Source organism: Bacteroides fragilis NCTC 9343 (assembly GCF_000025985.1).
GTDB classification, from domain to species: Bacteria; Bacteroidota; Bacteroidia; order Bacteroidales; family Bacteroidaceae; genus Bacteroides; species Bacteroides fragilis.
This window is the reverse complement of the sequence record NC_003228.3, coordinates 1570135-1593522: the sequence shown is the minus strand read 5'-3', so window position 1 is coordinate 1593522 and position 23388 is coordinate 1570135. Positions and strand designations below refer to the sequence as shown.

Sequence of the window (23388 nt, the reverse complement as noted above, 5' to 3'; positions counted from 1 at the left end):
TTTTCACCGGAACTTTCGGAATCCAACAGGCCCTAAATAATTATTTTCGCAGCCACAATTCAGAAAAGAATAGAAAAAAGATTCTTTCATTATATTTTTTTCTATCTTTATCAGACAGTTACACATACAATCTAAAAAAAGATGGAACAAACATTTAAAGCGCGAAATCCCCAATTAGGAGTTTGGTTGTTCGCCATAGGTATAATAGCATGCATTGCGATCAGTTTCATAACTATACAAGCAATCTGGATAGGTACCGCATGTATAGGTCCCAGTGCAACCATCTATTTTTCACAAACATCCTGCAAATACATTGTCAAGAAAAACGGAGATTTACAAATAGTAAATGACTTCTTCCGCCAAAAACGAACATTCAGTCATATCACCGATGTTACGTATACTCGCCATGCCTTGGGCATGCAGAAAATAAAGATCAGACACGCCACCGGGTTTGTCATGATAGATCCCCAATCACCCCGGGAACTGATAAAAGCCCTGCAAAAGACGAATCCTGATGTAAGAGTAAAGAACTTTATTTAAGACAGGACTCACAACGGAAAAACCAATCTCCCATCTAACCCAAGATACGAAATGAAAACACCTAAAACATTAAAGGTACATTTGCTATTATACCTGTTTTGCCTGAGTGTATCTGCACAAACCACGGACAGTATTGTCCAAAAACTAAGCCAATACGCCTACCTGATCGATAATTTTTCCAAATATATCCCTCAAGAGAAGGTTTACATGCAATTTGACAATACCAGTTATTACCAAGGTGATAATATCTGGTTTAAATGTTTCCTGGTCACTTCCGACCTGCATCCGGCCACTGACCTGAGCAAGACTTTATATGTCGAATTATTAAATCCCGGTGGTGAAGTTATCGACAAACGGACATTAAAAATAGAAAACGGACAATGCCACGGAGATTTCACACTAGGCCAACTCCCGTTTTATTCAGGATTTTATGAAATTCGTGCCTACACAAAATATATGCTGAATTTTGGAGGAGATATCATTTTCTCAAGACTGTTGCCGGTTTTCGACAAACCTAAGGCAGAAGGCGACTTTACGGAAAAAGAGATGCGGAAATATGCGACAGGAAACTACCCGCTGGAGCGTCCCAAACCGACAAAAGGTAAAAAAGTAAATTTAAAGTTCTTCCCCGAAGGTGGAAATCTGGTTCGGGGGATAGAATCCGAAGTGGCTTTTGAAGCGACAGATACCTATGGAAACCCCATTACCCTCACCGGTATTGTTATTAACGAAGAAAAACAAGAAACAGCCCGTTTCAATGTAACACATGATGGACGGGGAATTTTCAATTACACGCCCACGGGAGAGAAACAAAAAGCAATAGTCGAATTTAATGGCAAAAAGCACCAGTTCAATATGCCGGAAGCCTTACCGGAAGGATATATATTACATGCCGACAATTTATCATACACAGACAGCATTGAAATAGCAGTGCAAAAGAATTCCAATACCCCCTCCGACGTATTGGGACTGGCAGTCATCAGCGGAGGCAAACTATACAAATTCTGCCTGATCGATGTCGAAGGTAATGAAACGATTCGCTTCAAAATAGATAAAAGTAAATTAGTACCCGGAGTTTCCCGAATCGCGTTATTCAACAGTAACGGAGAGGTCCTATCGGATCGTTTGATATTTACCTATCCCAAAGAGCAATTATCCGTTCAGGTACAGGCAGACAAAGAGACATACGACCCTTACGAATTGGTAAACCTTGAATTCACCCTGACCGGAAAAGAAAAGATTCCGGTACAAACCCCATTTGCCCTATCTGTGAGAGACGGCATGAATGAAGTAGAATCAGGGCACAATATGTTGACCGATCTTTTATTAATGTCCGAAATAAAAGGATATGTCAACAATCCCCAATATTATTTCAAATCCCGGGACGATACACGCCGCAAGGCAATCGATCTCTTATTAAGAGTGCAGGGATGGCGCCGCTACTCTTGGAAACAAATGACAGGAATTGAGTCTCTTGACCTTAAATACGGACCGGAGCAAGGTATCGAAACGCGAGGGCAGGTTGTCTCTTTCGTCCGGCAACTTCCCAAGCCTAACGTAGAAGTGTCCTGCTTCCTGAAGAAACGCGGGGAGAATGAGGAAAACAGCAGTTTCATCGAAGCCATCACTACAGATAGTTTAGGACACTTCTCACTAATATCCGATATATATGGAAAATGGGACTTGATATTGGCAGTTACAGTCAATAGAAAAAAGAAAGATTACCGTATTTTATTGGATAGGCTATTCAGTCCTGCCCCCCGAAAATATCATTATGCGGATATGCAGGTAAGCATTGCCAATGCAGAAAAAGAGAAAGAACTTATGCCCGAAGTGGAAACCACTCCCCTACCTGAAGAGGATATCGAAACCTTCTTTGCCGCTTACGCAGATTCGCTGGCAAAGACAGGTAACCATGAAAAGAACTACCGTTTAAAAGAGGTAACTATCAAAGCCAAAAAGAGAACCAAAGAAAAAGAGATATATGAAAGCCGTTCGAAATCGATTGCTTATTATGATGTACATTCCGAACTGGACGACATAAAAGACAGTGGAAAATTTATTGGTGACGACATACACGAACTTATGATGAACATGAATAAAAATTTCAGTCCTGTTTCAGGACGAAATTACCTGTATTATAAAAGTAAAATGCCACTTTTCGTAATCAACTATGAACGCACCCGGCATACAGAAATGGATTATAATAAATACAAATATATAAGACTCGAAGCCATTAAATCGATTTATATCACTGAAAATCTATCTACGATTTGCCAGTATGCAGATCCGCGATTGACCCCGTTCGATGTATCCGACTTATACAGTTGTGCCGTACTGATCGAAACATATCCGGAAGGTAAGATACCGACAGAAGCAGGGAAAGGTGTCCGAAAAACATGGCTCGACGGTTACAGCCAAGTTAAAGAATTCTATCACCCCAATTATTCTGTGCTCCCTCCTGTCCCCGACTATCGTCGTACATTATACTGGAATCCGTCTGTCACTCCGGATAAGGAGGGAAAAGCACATATCCGGTTCTATAATAACAGTAGATGCCGGAAACTGAAAATAAGTGCAGAAACTATCACAACGAATGGATTAATCGGTACCTACGGGAATTGATAAAAAACGGGAATCTCCCGAAAGAATACAGAGAAAATACAGTTTTCATTTTTCCTTTCGCCTGTTTTTACTTTTCCCAATATGGATAGTTGCCATCATCCGTGGGGAGGACATTCAGAAGTTTACTAAAAAAGGTGGCATACGGAATAACCGCGAAGCCACCTTTCTTTTACTTTCCAGCCTATCTAGCCACTATCAACTGGACACCAATAGCAAATATAAAATAAGCTACATAGCAGAGTATGGAAACGCCCAGGGAAACAAGCAGTTGTTTCATAAAAGACTTTTCCTGCCGCATATGATTATAATTGAACGTAGCACCCATGATGCCGAACAAGGCTCCAATCAACCCACCTAGAAAGACAAGTAACACAGGCAGACCGCCCACTATGTATTCGCGGATAGATAGCCGTTCCTCCAGATCGATTTTCTGTCCGCGGAACACAGCGACATGGACAAAATCAAAACCATAGACAACCTTTATTTCTTCTTTTTCCCCATTGGTGTTAATCACATAATATTTCGGATTGAATCGTCCTTGTTTTTTGATCTCTCTTCCGTCTTGGTATAAACGTTGATTAAAAGGACCGTATTTCAACTTTAAATCACCTTGTACACCTTCCAATGTAAAATTCAACTCTTTTGCCATACTATTTATTTTAGAATTAAGTCTATTTACAAAGATAGACAAAAGCTTTGATTTTCATCACTCATAAATTATTTAATTTAACGTGAATACGATATAATTCATCAATCTGTTATCTTAAAAAAATAGGAATACAGCAATAAAATCATTTAAGTTAGAATATTCAATCATAAGATTTAACAACTTACCACTATAGTCACCGAAGATAAAGTTAGTATTCATTTCATAGCCAACACGCTATCAGCCATTACCGTTTATTGTCTCTTTAAAAAACAACCAGCCATTGGTGTAAATTTCACAAATGACGACAACTGAAAATCTTTTAAATAATGTCGACCTCAGGTCAATTACTGATATATAGAAAAAAGTAAAAAAGAATGTAGTATAATGAATTAGAGGATAGCAAAACACTGAAATAAAGGAATAGCCCGACTATATATCTTACAAAAGGAATACAAAAAATAGAACCTTGCTTTGATTTATAAACTTTGATAATGTGTGTCGCTCCTTAAAAAGTAACGTTCAAGCCAACGGTCTATATAAGAGGCCTCAACTATTGCATTTACAACTAGACACCGACGGTGTGGTAATGACATCTGCTCAAGTAGCGGAACAAATAAAATCGATTTTCCCACTATTCTACATATAAGGTAGGTCCTCAAGGGTTATCATTGATCTACGTTGCTCCTCGTTCTTTATTATGCAGACTGATATGTTATATACTAAAAAAAGAAAGTCCTTGAATTATTGAAATTCAAGGACTTATAACTTTGTTTTTTTGTTTTCAGCGGAGAGACAGGGATTCGAACCCCGGGTACCTCGCAGTACAACGGTTTTCAAGACCGCCGCAATCGACCACTCTGCCACCTCTCCAGAACTACGGTTAAGTAGTGCTTTTCTCTTAAAGCGCTGCAAAGGTACGAATCATTTTTTAACTTGCAAATTATTCCGCAAAAAAATATTAGAAAAGTATATTTGAAAGTAATAACCGCCCTCTGGCTTCTCCCCATAAATAGGTATTTTTATGCTATTCAACATAAAATAGGACCCTTTTATATACCTAAACCGAAAAAAGGTTGTAAATTTGCGCGCTCTAAAGGATAACTAACCACTAACTGATTAATTTTATGGAACTGAATAAGACCTTTAAAGATGGACTTTGGAGCAAAGAAATCAATGTAAGGGATTTCGTTAGTAACAACATCACTCCTTATGAAGGGGATGCTTCTTTCCTGCAAGGACCTACCGAACGCACCAAAGCTGTCTGGAATCACTGTCTCAAAGCTCTCGAAGAAGAGAGAAACAATAATGGTATTCGTGCACTCGACTACACAACTGTATCTACTATAACCTCTCACCCTGCCGGCTACATCGATAAAGAGAACGAACTGATCGTCGGACTACAGACCGATCAGGTGTTAAAACGTGCCATCAAACCGTTTGGCGGAATCAATGTGGTTATGAAAGCTTGCCGTGAAAACGGAGTGGAAGTAGATGACAGAGTTAAGGATATCTTCACTCACTATCGCAAGACTCACAATGATGGGGTATTCGATGTGTATACCGAAGAAATTCGTTCGTTCCGTTCATTGGGATTCCTTACCGGACTTCCCGACAACTATGCACGCGGACGTATCATCGGTGATTATCGCCGCCTGGCTCTCTATGGTCTTGACCGTCTGATAGAAGCTAAAAAAGAAGATCTGCATAATCTGACAGGTCCTATGACTGAAGCCCGCATTCGTCTTCGTGAAGAAGTAGCCGAGCAAATCAAGGCCCTGAAAGAGATTAAAGTATTGGGCGAATATTATGGTTTGGATCTGAGCCGACCGGCATATACCGCACAGGAAGCTGTACAATGGGTGTATATGGCTTATCTGGCTGCCGTAAAAGAGCAGGATGGTGCTGCCATGTCACTGGGTAATGTATCTTCATTCCTCGACATCTATCTTGAATATGAATTAAGCCAGGGTACGATAACCGAAACATTCGCTCAGGAACTGATCGACCAATTCGTTATCAAACTCCGTATGGTACGCCACTTGCGTATGCAGTCGTACAACGATATTTTTGCGGGTGATCCCACATGGGTGACCGAATCTATCGGTGGACGTTTCAATGATGGACGTACCAAAGTTACTAAAACTTCTTTCCGCTTCTTGCAGACACTTTATAACTTAGGCCCGTCACCGGAACCTAACATGACTGTACTATGGAGCCCTGAGTTACCCGAAGGTTTCAAAGCATTCTGTGCACAAGTATCTATCGACACTTCTTCCGTACAATACGAAAACGACGACCTGATGCGTGAAGTCCGTCAATCGGATGACTACGGAATCGCTTGTTGTGTTTCATATCAGGAAATCGGAAAGCAGATTCAGTTCTTCGGCGCACGTGCCAACCTTGCCAAAGCCCTGCTACTGGCTATCAACGGAGGACGTTGCGAAAATACAGGTACAGTTATGGTAAAAGACATCCCTGTATTGACCGGTGAAACACTGAAGTTCGAAGAAGTAATGGCCAACTATAAGAAAGTATTGATACAAATTGCACGTGTATACAACGAAGCAATGAATATCATACATTACATGCACGATAAGTATTACTACGAAAAGGCGCAGATGGCTTTCGTGGATACTGATCCCCGCATTAACCTCGCTTATGGTGTAGCCGGACTCTCAATCGCCATCGATTCACTGTCCGCCATCAAATATGCACATGTGAAAGCCCGTCGCAACGACATCGGACTGACGGAGGGATTCGATATCGAAGGTGCTTTCCCTTGTTTCGGTAATGACGATGACCGTGTAGACCACCTGGGTGTGGACCTGGTATATTTCTTTAGCGAAGAATTAAAGAAACTCCCCGTATATAAGAATGCCCGTCCTACCCTTTCGCTGCTGACTATCACTTCGAACGTAATGTATGGCAAGAAGACCGGTGCCACTCCTGACGGACGCGCCAAAGGCATTGCCTTTGCTCCCGGTGCCAACCCCATGCACGGACGTGATAAAAATGGTGCAATCGCCTCACTGAGTTCTGTAGCCAAGTTGCGTTATCGCGACTCACAGGATGGTATCAGCAATACATTCTCAATCGTTCCCAAATCATTGGGAGCAACACAAGAAGACCGTATCGACAATCTGGTGACCATGATGGACGGATATTTTACAAAAGGCGCACACCACCTGAACGTAAACGTGCTGAACCGGGAAATGTTGCAGGATGCGATGGAACATCCCGAAAAGTATCCGCAACTGACTATCCGTGTCTCAGGATATGCCGTTAATTTCGTGAAATTGAGCCGCGAACATCAGTTGGAAGTAATCAGCCGCAGTTTTCACGAAAGAATGTAATTGAATGATAAACGTACACTCATACGAGTCAATGGGAACATTCGACGGGCCGGGTCTCCGGCTCGTCGTTTTCCTTCAAGGGTGTAACTTCCGTTGCCTCTATTGTGCCAATCCGGACACAATTGAAGCCAAAGGAGGGACAGCAACCGACCCTGAGGAAATAGTTCGCATGGCCGTCAGTCAGAAAGCTTTCTTCGGTAAAAAGGGAGGTATCACCTTTTCCGGCGGAGAGCCTACTTTTCAAGCTAAATCGCTTATCCCACTTTTTAAAAGACTAAAGGAAAAAGGAATCCATATTTGCCTTGATACCAATGGCGGGCTATGGAACAATGATGTAGAGGAACTATTGGAATTGACTGATCTGGTTTTATTAGATATCAAAGAATTTAATCCGGAACATCATCAGTCTTTAACCGGAAGAAGCAACGAGCAGACCCTGAAAACCGCAGCCTGGCTTGAAACCAATCATAAACCATTCTGGTTGCGATACGTATTAGTGCCCGGCTACAGTGACTTCGAAGACGATATCCGGCAGCTGGGAGAGCATCTTGGAACGTACCAGATGATTCAGCGTGTAGAAATATTGCCTTACCACACCTTGGGTGTTCACAAATATGAAGCAATGAACAAAGAATATATGCTGAAAGGAGTGAAAGAGAATACTCCGGAGCAGATAGAAAAGGCTGAAAAACTATTCAGGCAATACTTCCGGACCGTACAAGTAAATTGACTTATATAAGTGTCGAAATTCGTATTCGCCACAGATTACACGAATTTACACAGATAAAGATTCATTGGCAATCAACAGATTAAGTTCATTCTGCGGTGAATTATGACGACTGCACTTATTTATAATTTTGTAAGTCACGATATAAAAGTCTCCCTGTTCTTGCCTTAATTCATTACAATACAAGGCAAGAACAGGGAGATAATGTAACCGGCATATTTTTTGCCATCCTACTTTAATAAGTGAATCGCAATCCTGCCTGCAAGTTAAAGTTACAAGGCCTTTCTTTTCGGATGGTTTGTACTTTGGAGCCATCATCAAAGAAATACGAAACTCCCGGTTCCACATATAGGCCGACATGATCTGTCGCATTGAATTGCGCTCCCACGGCACCGGCTACAGAAAATTGCAAAGGCTTCACATTCACCTTATCATCCGCCAACTTTCCATAAACACACTTTTCAACCATTCCTCCGGCAGATACATAGAGTGTAAAATATTTCTTTTCCAGAAAATTCCAGTTTCCACGTACAGGAATACCTATATAATGCAATTTCTGACTCTGCATCTTGGTATCCCCCTGCCGTTTGATGTCAGAAGACAACAACGTATAAGTCAATCCCGTCTCTACAGAGAAACCTTTGGGAAGAGACTTACGTACAGACAGTCCGAAGCTAACCGGCTGATGATGTTCATAATCCACCACGGCAGTTGTATTGGACTTCAGGTAAGGGACTCCTTCTTCAAATATAACTTCCTGATCGGCAGGAATACTCACAGCTCCATTCATGATCGTCATCAAGTCGACCCTGTTAGTCATCGGACGGGGCGCAAAATTTTCGGAACCATTTGTCGGAAGTCCACCTCCATTACCGATACCCACTCCCATCGACCATTTACCACCACGTTTAGCAGAAGAGTCTCCGATAGGCAACTGATACTTGTCTTTACCGGACGGTCGCCGCGCTTCTTTCCTCTTTGGAGGCTGCGCCGTCGCACTTTCTTTTTTCTCGATTGCAGCAATTGCTTCCTGTTGCGGCTCAGATCTCTTTTCCTCCGTCACTGCCTCCGGTCGCTTCTCTACCAGGGAGGATACCTCCGGAACAATCACCGGATCAGTATTCTTTGCCAAATAGCCCGAAACAGGGTTAATACTCGTCGTTCCTACCGGCTTAACTGGTTCGGATACAGCTACCTGTACATCCGGCAAGGCAGGTTCCGGCAATACATCCGGGTTGACAGCCAGTGAAGGAGCCGTTGCATAACGGATTTCATCAGCTACCGGACTATTCAGAAAATACAAACTGACAGCAGTCGTTAGCACCAATACCACAGCTGCCGCAGCAACCGCCCACCGGCGATACGGATATATTCGTTTTTCGGTTACAGGCATCAGTTCCCTTTCCAGTCGTTCCCAACCGGAAGCAGGCATCGGCTCCGAATAATCTTCGAGCTTATCCTTGAATGCTTTAATCCATTTTTCGTCTTCTTTCATCATTCTATTTCATTTTTGAAATCCAAGGTTCACCTCAGTATCTGTAAATACATGTCAACCATTGGTCACCAACCATTCTTTCACTTTCTTTGCCAATACACTTTTTGCGCGAAAAAGCTGTGAGGCAGAAGATTTTTCATTAATCCCCAACATCTGTGCGATTTCCTTGTGCGACTTATCTTCAAAGGTGTATAAATTGAATACGGTACGATATCCGGCGGGGAGTTCATTAATAAATTGCATCAGCACTTTCTGTGGTATTGCTTCAACAGCCGAAGCATCCGGTTCTTCATACGTTTCGGGAACTTCATCCAGTGCCGTGGTCTGGTTCATCACGTCGTTCTTTCTTAAGAACTGTAAAGCCGTATTCACCATTACACGCTCCATCCATGCTCTCAGAGAGCCTTCACCCCGCCAGGTAAACTTGTCGAAGGAGTCGAAAATCTTCAGGAAACCGTCGTGTACCAAGTCTTGTGCCATGTCCCTGTCTCCGGCATAACGAAGACAGACACCAAGCATGCGCCCTGCGTATTGCTCATAAAGTTCTTTGCGGGCACGATTATCTCCCTGCCTGCAACGTTCCGACAGCTCTAATTCATTCATTCTCCTAAACACGTGTTTACCTTCATAAATGCAGCAAAGATAGAAATACTGCACAGAGAGAACAACTCTTTTATCACTTTTGTTTCTTTAACATTTTAGGATGCAATATTTCATCACTTCCTGCATTTTCTCAATACAATAAAGAATAAATCTCAATGGATAAATAGGATAAAACCAACAAGAAACTTATGAAGAAATTTAATTTAATAACTTTTGCCGTCATCCTGATGTTATTGCCCATTTTACAGTCATGTCTGGACGATGCCAACAACGACGAGTGGGTCACTTGTCCTCCGGGTGGAATATTAGCCATCGGCACAATGAAGATTCCCAATGCGGACACTCCAAGGGACTTTTTCATTGCGTTGGACAATGGAGACAATGTACTTCCGGCAGATACGGCCGATATACGCAACAGGAAATACACTGTTGCAGAAGGTCAAAGAGTCTTCGTTGGCTATCTGCAGATGGGAAAAGAGAAGCCCGGATATGAGAACGGTAAAATATTCACGATAGAAGATATATTGACGAAAGAGATCATTCCACTGACGGAAGCTACAGCAGACAGCATTGGAGACGACCGTATCAACGTCACAGCGCATGCACTTACGAAAGATTATCTGACCATCGAATATCAATATCTGGGCAGCATGAATGAAAATAAAAAACACATGCTGAACTTGGTACAAAACGAAATAACAGGTCCCATAAAAGATGACGGATATATCTATCTGGAGTTCCGGCATAATGCCTTTAATGACTCCCCCAATCAATTGGGTTCGAGCCTTGTTTCTTTCAAGCTGGATAGTATAGCCGAGCAATTGGCGACAGCCAAAGGAATAAAACTCCGTGTGAACACCATTTATGACAATATACAGTATGTCACAATAGATATCAACGAAGACAAAAACTTAAAAATAAAATCATTTCATTCTCAATAAAACAACAAGAAACACCTACACAATCAGGCAAAACGAGTAATAATTCTGATACATAAAAGAAATAAGGCGGCGATGTTTGTGAAAAATATCGCCGTCGTTTTTGTATTATACCAGACACTGAACGGCCTGCAGGGTAAGCATCTCCTTGGGAACCGCCGCCTGAATCTCCTCTTTCAAAACCTGCAGCAGACTGGTGCGGATGAAGTCTTTCCGGGTCACCAGGACAATCTGACGGGTAGGCCGCGGGATAGCAAACGGACGGACCAGTTCTTTCTGCTCTTCGCTCAATTGCATCACTGCCAGTTCAGGAATAAACGTAATCCCCTTACCACTCTCCACCATATGCATAAAGGTTTCCATACTACCCAGCCGATACGCCATTTGGCTGATCTTAACCGCTTCCATCTGACAAAAACGAACCAACTGATCGCGGAAGCAATGCCCTTCGTCAAGAAGCCAAAGCCGTTCCCCTGTCACATCGGACGTACGAATCACATCGTGCTTGAACAACGGTTCCTTCTTTGAGACATAGCCCAGGAATTGCTCGTAGAATAAGGTCTCTTCCGTTAATGCGGCATCATCCAGCATGCTGGCAATGATAGCAGCATCCGCTTCACCGGTCAGCAGAGCCTTGCGAATGTCGGGCGTCTTCATCTCCATCACCCGTATATCAAGATCCGGGTATTTCTCCATCAGTTGCGGAAAGAAACGGGGCAGAAGATAAGGTGCAATCGTCGGTAACACTGCCAATCGGAATGTACCCGACAGGGAGTGCTGTTCTTCGCTAATGATCTCCTTGACACAGATAACTTCCGAAAGAATCTTACGGGCCTGTTCCAGCACTTTCTTACCAATGGCAGTAGGGCAAACCGGTGTCATGCTACGGTCGAACAGTTTCACCCCCAATTCGTCTTCCAGCTTTTGGATCATTGCACTCAAAGTAGGTTGCGTCACCCGGCAATACTCGGCAGCTTTAGCAAAATGCCGGAACTGGTCCACAGCCAGAATATATTCCAATTGTTGTATAGTCATCGTTCTCTGATTTATTAAAGATATAGAATCTATCAATGCAAAGATAGAAATTTTCAGTTTGACACGAATCATTTTGTGCCGTATCTTTGTTCCAGATAAAAAGAAGAAATATAGTATTAACTCAAAAAAAACAATATCATTATGAAGACTTTAAATTATACACATTTGGAAGAAAAAGGAGCTAACACCATCGTACTGTCATTACAGCAACTGCTTGCCGATTTTCAGATTCATTATGCAAACCTGAGAGGATTTCACTGGAACATCAAAGGACACGGTTTCTTCGTACTGCACAGCAAGTTTGAAGATTTATATAATGGAGCCGCCGAAAAGGTGGACGAAATAGCCGAACGTATACTGATGCTGGGAGGAACTCCCGCCAATAAATACAGTGACTATCTGAAGATGGCGCAGATCAAGGAAGTGGACGGAGTGAATAAGGCCGACGACGCTCTGAATCATATTCTCGAAACTTACGGGCATCTGATTGCGGAAGAACGTAAAATCCTGTCTCTCGCCTCTTCACACAACGACGAAGTAACAGTGGCCATGATGAGCGACTACCTGAAAGAACAGGAAAAGATGGTTTGGATGCTGACTGCATACAACGGATAACAGCCGAAAGGGTGTAGCCATCTGACCGAAAAGGTGTAGCCATACAAGCAAAAGGGTGTAGCCATCCCGGCGGGATAGCTACACCCTTTCTGTTTTATTCGATTCAGATGATACTTGTACGTTTGGTAAATTCAATAATCTCCGGAATGTATCCGAATGCGAGCCCGGTCACTGTATCCGCACACCCATAATAGATGGCAATCCGTCCGGTCTCCGAATCATGAAGCGCCGCGCATGGGAAACAGACATTAGGCACATCACCCATACATTCGTAATCCTTCTGAGGTGAAATCAGATAAGGCCCCGAACGGAATTTTACTTTCCAGGGCTGATCGATGTCAAGCAGTGCCGAACCAAAACTATACACAAAACCGTTGCAGGAAGCCAATACACCATGATAGATCAGTAACCAGCCTTCCGAGGTTTCAATCGGGATAGGCCCTGCACCGATCTTGGTACACTGCCAGGCACTGTCTTCGAACGGAGCCGGCGACATAACATGACGATGACGTCCCCAAAACTCCATATCGGGAGACTCGCTATAGAAAATATCTCCAAAAGGAGTATGCCCATTATCACTCGGGCGACTCAACATCGCAAAACGACCGTTTATCTTACGAGGGAACAAGACTCCATTCCGATTGAAAGGAATAAAGGCATTCTCCAACTGGTGAAAAGTAACAAAATCATAGGTGTAGGCCACACCGATAGTAGGACCATGATAGCCATTACACCAGGTCACATAGTAGCGGTCTTCGATAAAGCAAACCCGTGGGTCATATCCATAGACCCAGGTTCCAACCTCAGCGTCATCACATTGAAACTTTAACGGTTCTTCGTTGATATCCCAATGAACAGCATCCTTGCTGAATCCCACATGCAAACGCATGCGACGATTAGTATCATCACAACGGAACACCCCTGCATAGCCATCCTTAAACGGAACTACGGCACTGTTGAATATACTGTTTGAAGTAGGGAGCAAGTCGCGCGGAATAATCGGATTGGCCGAACAACGCCACACTACATCTTTACATCCTGCCGGACGTTCTTCCCAAGGCATAGCCGGCAAAGCAGCACCTGCAATTTTAATTTCTTCCATGATTCGATTAAATTAATATTATGTATATATCTTGTTTATATTGAAAATCTCTTTTTATTTCTTCTTTCCGTCCGGATATGTGAAAGGTACCAGCCAAGTCACGATAAAAGCCGGTATGGTAGCGATAAGTACCCAGATAAAGAAATCGCGATAACCCAGCCAATCGCTCAGGTATCCGCTCATCATTCCGGGAAGCATCACCCCCAGATTCATAATACCGGTAGCAAAAGCATAATGTGCCATCTGATGTTTGCCGGGAGCCACTTGCTGCATCATAAAGAGCATCAATCCGACAAAACCAAACCCGTAACCCAAGTATTCAGACACAATGGCCATACCAATAATCCATAGATCGGAAGGCTGGTAAAGGGCTAACAGGAAATATACCAAGAACGGAATATTAAAAGCGCAACATAAAGAAAACAAAGTCTTCCGAAGTCCGAAAGCCGAAATGTAATAACCGGCCAAAAGCGAACCGAGAATAAAAGCTCCCGCTCCGAACGTACCATATACCAGTCCGATATCCTGAGTGCTGAGTCCCAATCCACCATCCGCAACCGACGCTTTCAGGAACAACGGTACAATCTTGATGGCATATCCTTCGGCAAACCGGTACAAAATGATAAAGACAATGTAGAAAGCAATATGTTTTTTTTGGAAAAAAGAGCGGATGACTTCCCAAAGCATATTCAATGCGTCACTCATCGTATTCACTTCACCGGAAGCGCCTCCTCCCGAAGGCAAAATCCGGATGTGGTAAAGACCGATCAGAATCATAATACCCGCACACATCAACATGACAATCATCCAGGCATGTACCACTCCAAATTCATCCTTCAGCATACCTGCCAGCCAAACCAAGCCTCCGTTGGCAAGTATCTTGGCCAGATTATAAAAAGCTCCCTGCCAACCGATATACTTGGCTTGCTGGGTAGCAGTCAGTTCAGTCAGGTATACTCCGTCACCCGCAATGTCATGAGTCGCACCACTGAGAGCAATGATCCCCATCAGAGCGATGGCATAACGAAAAAAGTCGGGCAGCGGCAGCGAAAGTGCTACCAATGCAAATGCCAGTCCGGTAATGATTTCCGTAGCGACAACAAAGTATTTTTTCGTTTTAAACATTTCCAGAAACGGACTCCATAAAGGCTTCAATGTCCAGGGAAGCATAATAAGAGAAGTCCAGAAAGCAATCTGTGCATTCGACACTTCCATATCGGAAAACATAAGGACAGAAACCATCGAAAGGGCCACAAACGGCAATCCCATAGCAAAGTAAACAGTAGGCACCCAACATACAGGGCTTATCGGCTTTTTATTCATCAGTTAGTTTTTTATAATAATTCCATCGGTTAACAATTCCAGTAAGCAAAGATAGGGGATATTAAAAACATAACCCAAGATTACGACAAGAAGTTGCTTTCATTATTTAATAATACAACTCACCCGGGAAAACTACTAACCTCTATCACCCTTTTTTTATTAAACTTTATCAATACAATACACGCAAAGAAGCACCGAAGACTTTCATCCCCGATGCCTCTCGCCCCTTATCTACAATCTAAACACCTCTATTGCTTCACATATAAATTTATCTCAGCAAACCCGGTATAATTATCCGGAGTCAGACAGTTTATTCTGAATTCCTTTACATTCGGGATAGGTGGTTCGATGGCCGCATATTGCGGATCAGCCCCTTTAAAATTTCTGAAAGTCAAGACTCTCGGGTAAGTAACCCACTCGGTTTCACCCTCTTTCCGAACCTTAATCTCAGCACTTCTCAGGTTATAACCCGATCCGTAGGCACTCTGTTTAGTGACCGAAAATCCGGTTAAGGTAACAGGCCGGTCCAGTACCGTATTCCACCAACACTCTCCGGCATTAGCCACTCCCCATGTAAACCAAGTAGTATTTATCTCACCGTCAATAGCCAGATGTGCACCATATTTGGCATCATCATCGGCATAAACATTACTGCAACTTACACTCCACGCACTTCGATCTACAGCGGACCAATTCCCGGGTTTCGTATAACTGGTATAAAGCACGCTGGTATAAATCCGGATATAAACCGTCTTCATAGATGTACTGACAGCCTGTTCGTCCATGCCCGTAACTCCTTTAAGCGTCACGGGAAGCACATATCCGTCAGGATTAGTCAACTTTTCTATATTCTTCAAAACGACCTGAAAAGATGAATCGGCCACTGTCTGTCCCGTTTTTAAGACAACTTCACTTGTTTCAATGGTATAATTATCTTGGGGCAACAACTTACATTTCGTCTTATTGGCAGAATTGTAAGTATCCACTTTCAGCGTATCTACTCCCAAAGCGGCAGTGACATCCCGCGTAACCGGCTGTACGGCACACAATTGTATTTCAAAATCAGAACGGTCGGCAGTAGAGGAATTGCTCACACAATCCACCACTACCGCAGCACCCATTTCGGCCCCCGGTGCAACTCCCGTTCTGATATATATCTTTTGATATTTGTCCATTTCATCATCATCGTTGCTGCACGAAGCCAACGATACAAAGCCTGTTATCAGGCAGATTAAGGTCACAAAATTCAAATGTCTATTCATATCTTATCTTCTTTTTACATAGTTATTGCTTATCAAAACGAACATGCTCTTTCCAGACAAGAGTTCCTCCTGCCACCAAATCGTATCCGTGTCCGGTACAGTCGGCAAAGGCATTTCCTTTACCTTCATCCATTTTCCAATAGCCTATCAGGTTCGGATCGGCGGGTTTCACGGCAAAATACATGTTGGACTGAATTTGCGTCTGGCTGATTGCGCTCTTCCAAAGACGCACCTGGGCCATCTGACAATTGTTGCGGAAGTAACTACCGCTCGAAACCATGTTCATCTTGTCGAATCTAACCGGGCCACCCTTTGTCTGCAGAGTCACGTCGAGCACTCCGTTGATATAAATCGACAATAACCCGGAAGAATTATAAACGAAGGCCAGATGATACCACTTATTCTTCTCAAACAAAGTCACCGTATTGACCTGACTTCCAAGTGTCTTCACCTGTAATGAATTATAAGGGATCATAGCGTCACCGAAACGGATATAAACCTCGTGGTCGCTGCTGCCCGAATTAAATATAGCCTGATTATTAATATCGAATCCGTCCATCTGTACCCAAGCCTCGAGTGACCATTCATTGGTTGTCACTCCCCACAATTCGTCCTTGGCGGGCTTCACGGCATTGGTCGTATTCATAAACGGTACAGACTGTATCAGCGGCTTATCCAGCAAAATGATAAACTTCGACGAAAGCCCGATTGTGGACACCGGTCCCTGAATTTCTGTGAGAGATACCGGAATAGCATACAATTCTCCGTTTTCGTTTGAATAAGGTTTCACTCTAAACTCACTGGGGATTGCGCTAACATCGCCTGCCGCTATCTTTATCTCTTTGTCATAAGTAAAATACTGCTCGGGAAGGACTTCGTACGAAGTTTCATTAGCTTCATTGTACTCTTTAAGAATAGAAGGATCTACCGTCAGGACAGCAGTCACATTTTCGGTTACAGGCTGTCCCACACGTACGGTCAGAGTAGTTGTTGTTACATTTTCAGGATCAACGGTAACCTTTGCCGAACCATTCTCGGATGCTTCATTCAAATAAATCGCATTGTCGATAACCTGGTAATCGGCATTGTTGCATCCTGCCAGGATCATCGGCAGAACGAAACAGGCAAGCAAATATTGTTTTATTGTTATTCTTTTCATAATCAAATTCTTTAAAGTCATTTTACAGCAGGATTCATTATTCTGATTGCTTCACGCAGGTACTTATATTCGATGTCGCCCGGATAGTCATATTCCATGTGATAGGTGCCTACTCCACCCTTCCGTACCTGTTTTCCGTCAATAGTCGGAGTCCAGCGTGCCATGCCGGCAAGTGCTCTCATTTTGTTTCCGTAACGATCTACATAATCACCTCCTCCTGTCGGAGCATAAGATTCGAAATTCTCCGTAACGATGTACATATTAGCCACTTTCTCCGGAGGAAGTATTCCTTTAAAGTTGGCAATCGTACCAGCCAGACGTCTGTCAAGATTAGCATCGGAATTACCCGCAAGGTTAGAGTATGCCTGCACAATGAAATAGTCAAAGTAAGGCCCGGTTTCCGGATGAATACTTTGAGGCTCGCCATCAATCACAAGTAACCGTCCCGTACCTGATTTAGGTCCGATTCTTTCTCCCAGTGCTTTCACGAAAGTGAGCATATTCTCGGGATAACTTGCCAAGTTTCCGGGAGAACCATAATTAGGTTCATAATCGATGTCGAAACCATCGTATCCATACTTATCAATGGAGTCACAAATAGCATTCGCATATTTTCTGATGGCACCGTCGATAGCTTCCTGATCACCATCCTTCCAGCCCCAGTACTCCTTATAATTCTCTTTATGCTCTTCCGGAGTCAACTGATCGCCTACATTAGCCACGATAAAACACATTAAGGCGCGTGTACCCTTCTGTTCTTTCACCTTCTTTTTGTCCAACATCCGGGCCTCATCAAGATTTTTCCAGTTACCCCAAATCGAAACGAAGTCCACACTATCGGGAAGCCCCATCAGACTGCCCACCATCGAAGCCCCGACACCCGTCCAGCCTCCAAACCAACCGAATGCAACCGAATGCTCCGAACGTTTATATGCTCTCAGATTCTCGTAATAATCATTTCCCGGCATTTCAAAAAAGTCTTCCGCTTCAGGTTTGGTCCAGTCACTGCAACCCCAAAGCATGCTGACGAACAATGCAAAAACTACTATATTTAAATATCTCTTTTTCATTTTCTTTTCTCTTTATTAGCTTAAACATCAATTCTTTTTAGCCCACCAAAGATCGGTAGCTCCGGTATCCGGACCACCCAACATTGAAACGGCAGCCGAAACATTGGCTGAATTTCCCTGTTTTTCGGACAAAGGAAAAGGTAAACGCCGCAATTGCCGATTGGTGTCGATCACTCCATTACTCAAATTGCTGACAGATGGAAACACTTCCGGATAACCTGTGCGCCGATAGTCGGCCCAACCCTCAAAGCCCAGAGGGAAGTTAGCAATCCATTTCTGAGTAATGATCCGCTCCAGTTTCTCTTCCGTCGAAGCACCTTCGTTCCAGGCAATCGTGATCTTGGTTTTCGGTGTATAATTACATTTAGCCGGGTTTACCGGATCGACAAAAGGTTCAGGCACAGCCACTGCATTGGCCAGATATTCGTCTGCCCCGCTCACTTTCCGTTGGTCGAATGATAGCTTAACGCCTTGCTCGTAGAAGTCACGGGCACTACCTCCCATATCCCAACCACGCAGGGCGCCTTCAGCACGCAAAAAGGCGGTTTCAGCCGCACAAAACATCAACATGTCGTCTTTCTGTTCGTAATTGGGCATGGAATATCCCGAATAAGTTGCCGGCTTCACTCCTTCCAACCCTGACCGCATACCCATATACGGGCTATCGCCTCCCAACTTGGAGGTGGTGAAATAGACTGCACTGCGAGGATCGGAATATCCTTTCATATAACTGGCTATAGTGGCATTGATACGGATCTCTCCCCAACTGGAGGCCACCAGCCAAAGAGGATTGGGCTCGGCACCTACACCGACATACGCGTTATTATCGTTCGTATCTATCAGTCCGCGGGTGCTCTTTACCGCTTCTTCGGCTTTCGTACGGGCAAGTTCGGGGGACACATTACTGATGCGGACAGCCAAACGCAGTTTAAGTGAATTAGCAAAACGCATCCATTTATTATAATCACCATTATAGACCGGATCATAACCCTCCAACGGTTTCAGTCCCCCCACTTCATCTACAAATTCACCCAACATCTGTATTGCATAATCCAGATCTTCAAACATATGTTTATACACATCTTCCTGGCTATCGTAGGCAACAGCCGTTTTACCATTGGCCACCTGGCTGTAGGGAATGGGACCGTAACAATCGGTTACACGCAACATTGTATTCACACGAAGGAGTTTTGCCATCGCCCAATAGTGGCCTTTTCCACCTGTCGCAGTCTCCAACTTGAAGTAATTGGAATAGAATTTTTCAAAGGGTGTGTTGAAAGGAATCTGATTCCAGGATTCCGTCTGATTAAAAGTATTGAAGTTGGACCCACCCCATGAGTTGGCCATCGTAAGATAACCACTGAAAGGTCCGGCTACCATTTGATCGATCATCTGATTGTCATTCTGCTGTACATTGATTCCGGTAGTAATCATGGTTGCAAACAGCATGGGCGGATTGAGTGAATGGGGTTCATAGGGATTGGTATTATACTCCTCAAAATTATCGGTACAGCAGCACAGGAAAGGTGTGACAGCTGCGGCCAAAACTATATTTAATATTTTCTTTTTCATGATCGACTGGTTTTAAAATTGAAATTTGACATTGAAGCCAATATTACGTGTACTCGGTTGCATAAAGTAATCTACTCCCTGATAGAAGTTACTGGTAGTGGAAGGTGTCATTTCGGGATCGAACGGTGCTTTACAATAAATCATCCAAAGATTCTTCCCTACGATACCTGCCGTTATGCCTACTTTATTATTAAACCATTTACGAGGTAACGTGTAGCTTAGGTTCAGTTCGGACAATCGTATGTTCGTTGCACTATAAGTATAGTACTGTCCCAACCCTCCGGTAGAACCACCGATGGTCTGATAATAAGATTTGGCATCTACAAATCCGTTATTGATCCACACTCCTCCGGCATCGCGAGCGTCGGCTGTAGCTTTGGACACACCATAATAATCAAGTATACCCTGAGTGTTCGAGACGCACAATCCACCGACACGAGCAGTCAGAACCACTCCCAGATTGATGCCCTTATAAGAGAATGTATTGCTGAATCCCATGTTGAAATCAGGATTCATCGTACCAATTTTCTTCGGTTCGGCATAATCCTGCACTCCAACTTTGCCTGTCTGAGAATCTACCCAGATATTACCGTTACCGTCTGTACGCAACCCTTTATCCACATAGAGGTCTCCCATTGTTCCGCCCTCTCTCAATATAACTCTGGGGCCATATCCGTCGGCACCCAGCACAGCCATACGCAGTTCGGGCATATCGATAATTTCACCGGTTATCGGATTCGTAGCACCGCTGGCAAGACGTTTCACTTTATTACGATTCATCGTATAAGTCAGACTACTGTTCCAGCTAAAGTCTCCCCATGTATTATTGTATCCTAACGCCAACTCCAAACCGTAGTTCTGAATATTACCCGTTTGTACAATGGCCGAAGAATAACCACTCGACGATGCCAAAGTGATATTAAAGGTCTGGTTATAGGTATTCGAATGATAGTAAGTAGCATCTATACTGAAATGATTCCACAGTCTGGCATTCAAACCGATCTCCCACGAACGGGTATCTTCCGGCTTCAAGTTGGTGGCAGGCAGAGTGGTTGAAGATCCCCACTGATGGGATTGTTCATTGAACTCAAAACCCGGATTCGATAAATAACGTTCAAAAGATGAAGCCACAGAACTGTATGAGCCACGTAGCTTTGCATAAGAAATAAACTCGGGCAACCGGAACATCTCGGATAAAACGACAGAACCTCCGATGGAAGGATAAAAGAATGAAGAATGCTTGGTAAATGCAAGTTGGGACTCCCAGTCATTTCGTCCGGTCAGGGTCAGATATGCCATGCTCCGCCATCCCAATTCTATATTGGCAAATACACCCTGAGATTGGTCATGATATCCGAACTGTTTAGGTTTATAATTGCTTTCATAATTGATGTTTCTCACTGTAAAGAAGTTAGGTATCCCTGCCAAATCACCTTCATTCCCCATTTGTTCGTAAACCAAATCCTTGATAGACGCACCGATATTGGCATTCAGCGAGAAGTCCCCTATTCTCTTATCAATGTTTACCATCATATCGGCATACGTATTGCGGTCCGTACGATTTTGATCGGAATAGAAACCATTGGCACCGGCAAAGGTAGTCAGAGTAGATGCATAACGTTCCTGAGTCATGCGAATATCGGAATTATCCACCTTGACACGTCCGGCTACATTGAGCCAATCCGTGAGCTTATAAGTTAAGCTTGCATTAATCATGTAGCGCTTCTTTTCTGTCTTGCGGTTCATGCGTTTCATAATCCAATATGGATTTTGCAAACTTAATCCCTGATGTCCGTAAGGCCAAAACTGTACGTTCACTCCACGGCTTTCGCTATATCGTTCGAACATACGGATCTCCTCAAAATTGTCGTTACGGGGAAAGAGGTAGAGTGCCGGCAGCGGGTTGAAGTATTGTCCCTGTGCCGTTATATTCTTGTCATTCTGAATGATATAGCTGGCACCTACATCCAGAGTCAGCCTATCTTTCAGGAAAGTGGCCGTATTCCGGATAGAGAAATTGTAGCGGCTATAACTGTTATTAGGCAAAATACCTGTCGCATTGGTTGTTGAAGCCGACGCATAGGTCTGGTTTTTCTTTGTTCCGGTCGAAAAAGAAATAGCGTTAATTACATTCACTCCGGTATTAAAGAAACGGGAAGGATCATAGCTTTGCTTGGTTTTATTGCCCCAGCTTGCAAATTCTCCCGGATTGTTTCCATACCGGTTTTGCATCTCCGGCATCATGTATGCGTCAGAGAACATCGTATTATTGCTGACAGTCAGAGTTGTCTTTTCGGCAGATCCTTTCTTGGTATTGATCAATACGACTCCATTGGCAGCCGCATTACCATACAAAGCTGCCGCAGAAGGACCGGTCAGCATATTGATACTTTCAATATCATCCGGGTTAAGATCCGCTACTCCGTCCGAACCGCTTTGGGTGGCAAAAGAACCTTCACTCTTACCAAAGCTTACATTGAACATCGGAATACCGTCAATTACATAAAGAGCATTATTATCTTTCGTAATGGACTTGGTACCGCGCATCACGACTCTCGAAGCAGAACCAACTCCACCGGCTGAGTTATTGATTGTTACTCCGGCAACTTTACCTTGCAAAGAGTTGATAAAATTGGCATCCTTCACTGTATTGATAGCATCACCACCTACTTGCTGTACGTTGTAACTCAACGCCTTTTGCGCCCGCTTGATACCTAAGGCAGTCACTACCACTTCGTCAAGCACTTCTGCGTCTTCTTTCATAACAATCTTCAAAGGCTTGGAGTCTGTCACCGTAATGGCCTGCGGAGCATAACCGATATAGGAGATCTCAATAACATCTCCTTTCGCAACCGGCAAGGAGAAGTGCCCGTTCATATCGGTAATGGTCCCGTTCGATGTTCCTTTCACCAGAATACTCACTCCGATCAGTGGTTCGCCTTTGGCATCCGAAATATTTCCTGTAACCGTAACTTTCTCCTGTTGAATCGAATGGTTCTTATCAGTGGTCGAAAGAATAAGATGTTTGTTCATAATAGAATAGGAAAGTCCCGTCCCACGAAGCAGACGGTTCATGACCGTCGTGATATTTTCGTTAGAAGCCTTGATAGAAACAGGTTGAGTGGGGTTAACATCCCCGGTGTTATACACAATAGATAATGAGGTTTGACGTCCTATTTCATTCAGGACACTGCCCAAAGAGGCTTTGGTAAAGTCGATATTCACCCGTATATCTTGCGCTGAAGCAAAGATAAAAGCAGGCATCGACAATAGAAAAAATAGCAAGTACTGAAACTTGTGTTTCACTGATTTCTTCATCT

The 23388-nt window shown here is 43.5% G+C and carries 17 protein-coding genes and 1 tRNA gene; 6 read left to right on the top strand and 12 right to left on the bottom strand.

Annotated features, from left to right (window positions below; all coding sequences use genetic code 11):
• Window positions 1–141: 141 nt before the first annotated feature.
• Both BF9343_RS06160 and BF9343_RS06155 read left to right on the top strand, forming a co-directional pair.
• On the top strand, window positions 142–540 hold the full coding sequence (locus BF9343_RS06160; protein ID WP_005786097.1) for a PH domain-containing protein: 399 nt from the start codon (window positions 142–144) through the stop codon (window positions 538–540).
• A 51-nt stretch (window positions 541–591) separates the two neighbouring features.
• Entirely contained in the window at window positions 592–3165 is a 2574-nt protein-coding gene (locus tag BF9343_RS06155; RefSeq protein WP_010992435.1) for a hypothetical protein, read from the top strand.
• A 181-nt stretch (window positions 3166–3346) separates the two neighbouring features.
• On the opposite strand, the gene BF9343_RS06150 is transcribed toward BF9343_RS06155, so the two are convergent.
• Together BF9343_RS06150 and BF9343_RS06145 are read right to left on the bottom strand one after the other, a co-directional pair.
• Entirely contained in the window at window positions 3347–3814 is a 468-nt protein-coding gene (locus BF9343_RS06150; protein ID WP_011202400.1) for a hypothetical protein, read from the bottom strand.
• A 785-nt stretch (window positions 3815–4599) separates the two neighbouring features.
• Window positions 4600–4684, bottom strand: a tRNA-Ser gene (locus tag BF9343_RS06145).
• Window positions 4685–4938: 254 nt separating this feature from the next.
• Here BF9343_RS06145 and pflB point away from each other — a divergent pair.
• Window positions 4939–7167: a formate C-acetyltransferase gene (gene pflB, locus BF9343_RS06140; protein ID WP_005786073.1), complete on the top strand. Its 2229-nt coding sequence runs from the start codon at window positions 4939–4941 to the stop codon at window positions 7165–7167.
• A 4-nt stretch (window positions 7168–7171) separates the two neighbouring features.
• Window positions 7172–7897: a pyruvate formate-lyase-activating protein gene (gene pflA, locus BF9343_RS06135; protein ID WP_010992431.1), complete on the top strand. Its 726-nt coding sequence runs from the start codon at window positions 7172–7174 to the stop codon at window positions 7895–7897.
• A gap of 232 nt (window positions 7898–8129) precedes the next feature.
• On the opposite strand, the gene BF9343_RS06130 is transcribed toward pflA, so the two are convergent.
• Both BF9343_RS06130 and BF9343_RS06125 read right to left on the bottom strand, forming a co-directional pair.
• Window positions 8130–9389, bottom strand: a complete 1260-nt coding sequence (locus tag BF9343_RS06130; RefSeq protein ID WP_011202363.1) for an outer membrane beta-barrel protein — start codon at window positions 9387–9389, stop codon at window positions 8130–8132.
• A 54-nt stretch (window positions 9390–9443) separates the two neighbouring features.
• A complete protein-coding gene (locus tag BF9343_RS06125; protein ID WP_005786067.1) occupies window positions 9444–9992 on the bottom strand; it encodes an RNA polymerase sigma factor in 549 nt (182 codons plus the stop codon).
• A gap of 188 nt (window positions 9993–10180) precedes the next feature.
• Between BF9343_RS06125 and BF9343_RS06120 the strand changes: the two genes are divergently transcribed.
• The gene (locus tag BF9343_RS06120; protein ID WP_005786065.1) at window positions 10181–10933 is read left to right on the top strand and encodes a NigD1/NigD2 family lipoprotein; all 753 of its coding nucleotides are present in this window, start codon (window positions 10181–10183) and stop codon (window positions 10931–10933) included.
• Between the two features lie 105 nt (window positions 10934–11038).
• On the opposite strand, the gene BF9343_RS06115 is transcribed toward BF9343_RS06120, so the two are convergent.
• Window positions 11039–11965: a hydrogen peroxide-inducible genes activator gene (locus BF9343_RS06115; protein ID WP_005816458.1), complete on the bottom strand. Its 927-nt coding sequence runs from the start codon at window positions 11963–11965 to the stop codon at window positions 11039–11041.
• A 141-nt stretch (window positions 11966–12106) separates the two neighbouring features.
• Between BF9343_RS06115 and BF9343_RS06110 the strand changes: the two genes are divergently transcribed.
• Window positions 12107–12580, top strand: coding sequence for a Dps family protein (locus tag BF9343_RS06110; RefSeq protein WP_005786060.1), 474 nt, complete (start codon window positions 12107–12109; stop codon window positions 12578–12580).
• 103 nt (window positions 12581–12683) lie between these two features.
• On the opposite strand, the gene BF9343_RS06105 is transcribed toward BF9343_RS06110, so the two are convergent.
• The 7 genes from BF9343_RS06105 to BF9343_RS06075 form a co-directional block, all read right to left on the bottom strand.
• A complete protein-coding gene (locus BF9343_RS06105) occupies window positions 12684–13682 on the bottom strand; it encodes a glycoside hydrolase family 130 protein (RefSeq protein WP_005786056.1) in 999 nt (332 codons plus the stop codon).
• Between the two features lie 54 nt (window positions 13683–13736).
• A complete protein-coding gene (locus BF9343_RS06100) occupies window positions 13737–15005 on the bottom strand; it encodes an MFS transporter (RefSeq protein ID WP_005786054.1) in 1269 nt (422 codons plus the stop codon).
• A gap of 248 nt (window positions 15006–15253) precedes the next feature.
• Window positions 15254–16267: a BT_3987 domain-containing protein gene (locus tag BF9343_RS06095; protein WP_005800908.1), complete on the bottom strand. Its 1014-nt coding sequence runs from the start codon at window positions 16265–16267 to the stop codon at window positions 15254–15256.
• A 22-nt stretch (window positions 16268–16289) separates the two neighbouring features.
• Window positions 16290–17426: a DUF1735 and LamG domain-containing protein gene (locus BF9343_RS06090; RefSeq protein ID WP_041926311.1), complete on the bottom strand. Its 1137-nt coding sequence runs from the start codon at window positions 17424–17426 to the stop codon at window positions 16290–16292.
• Window positions 17427–17443: 17 nt separating this feature from the next.
• On the bottom strand, window positions 17444–18496 hold the full coding sequence (locus BF9343_RS06085; protein WP_005786048.1) for a glycoside hydrolase family 18: 1053 nt from the start codon (window positions 18494–18496) through the stop codon (window positions 17444–17446).
• Between the two features lie 27 nt (window positions 18497–18523).
• Window positions 18524–20068, bottom strand: coding sequence for a SusD/RagB family nutrient-binding outer membrane lipoprotein (locus BF9343_RS06080; protein ID WP_005786046.1), 1545 nt, complete (start codon window positions 20066–20068; stop codon window positions 18524–18526).
• A gap of 12 nt (window positions 20069–20080) precedes the next feature.
• Complete coding sequence (locus BF9343_RS06075; RefSeq protein ID WP_005786045.1) at window positions 20081–23386, bottom strand: SusC/RagA family TonB-linked outer membrane protein; 3306 nt, start codon at window positions 23384–23386, stop codon at window positions 20081–20083.
• Between the last annotated feature and the right edge of the window lie 2 nt (window positions 23387–23388).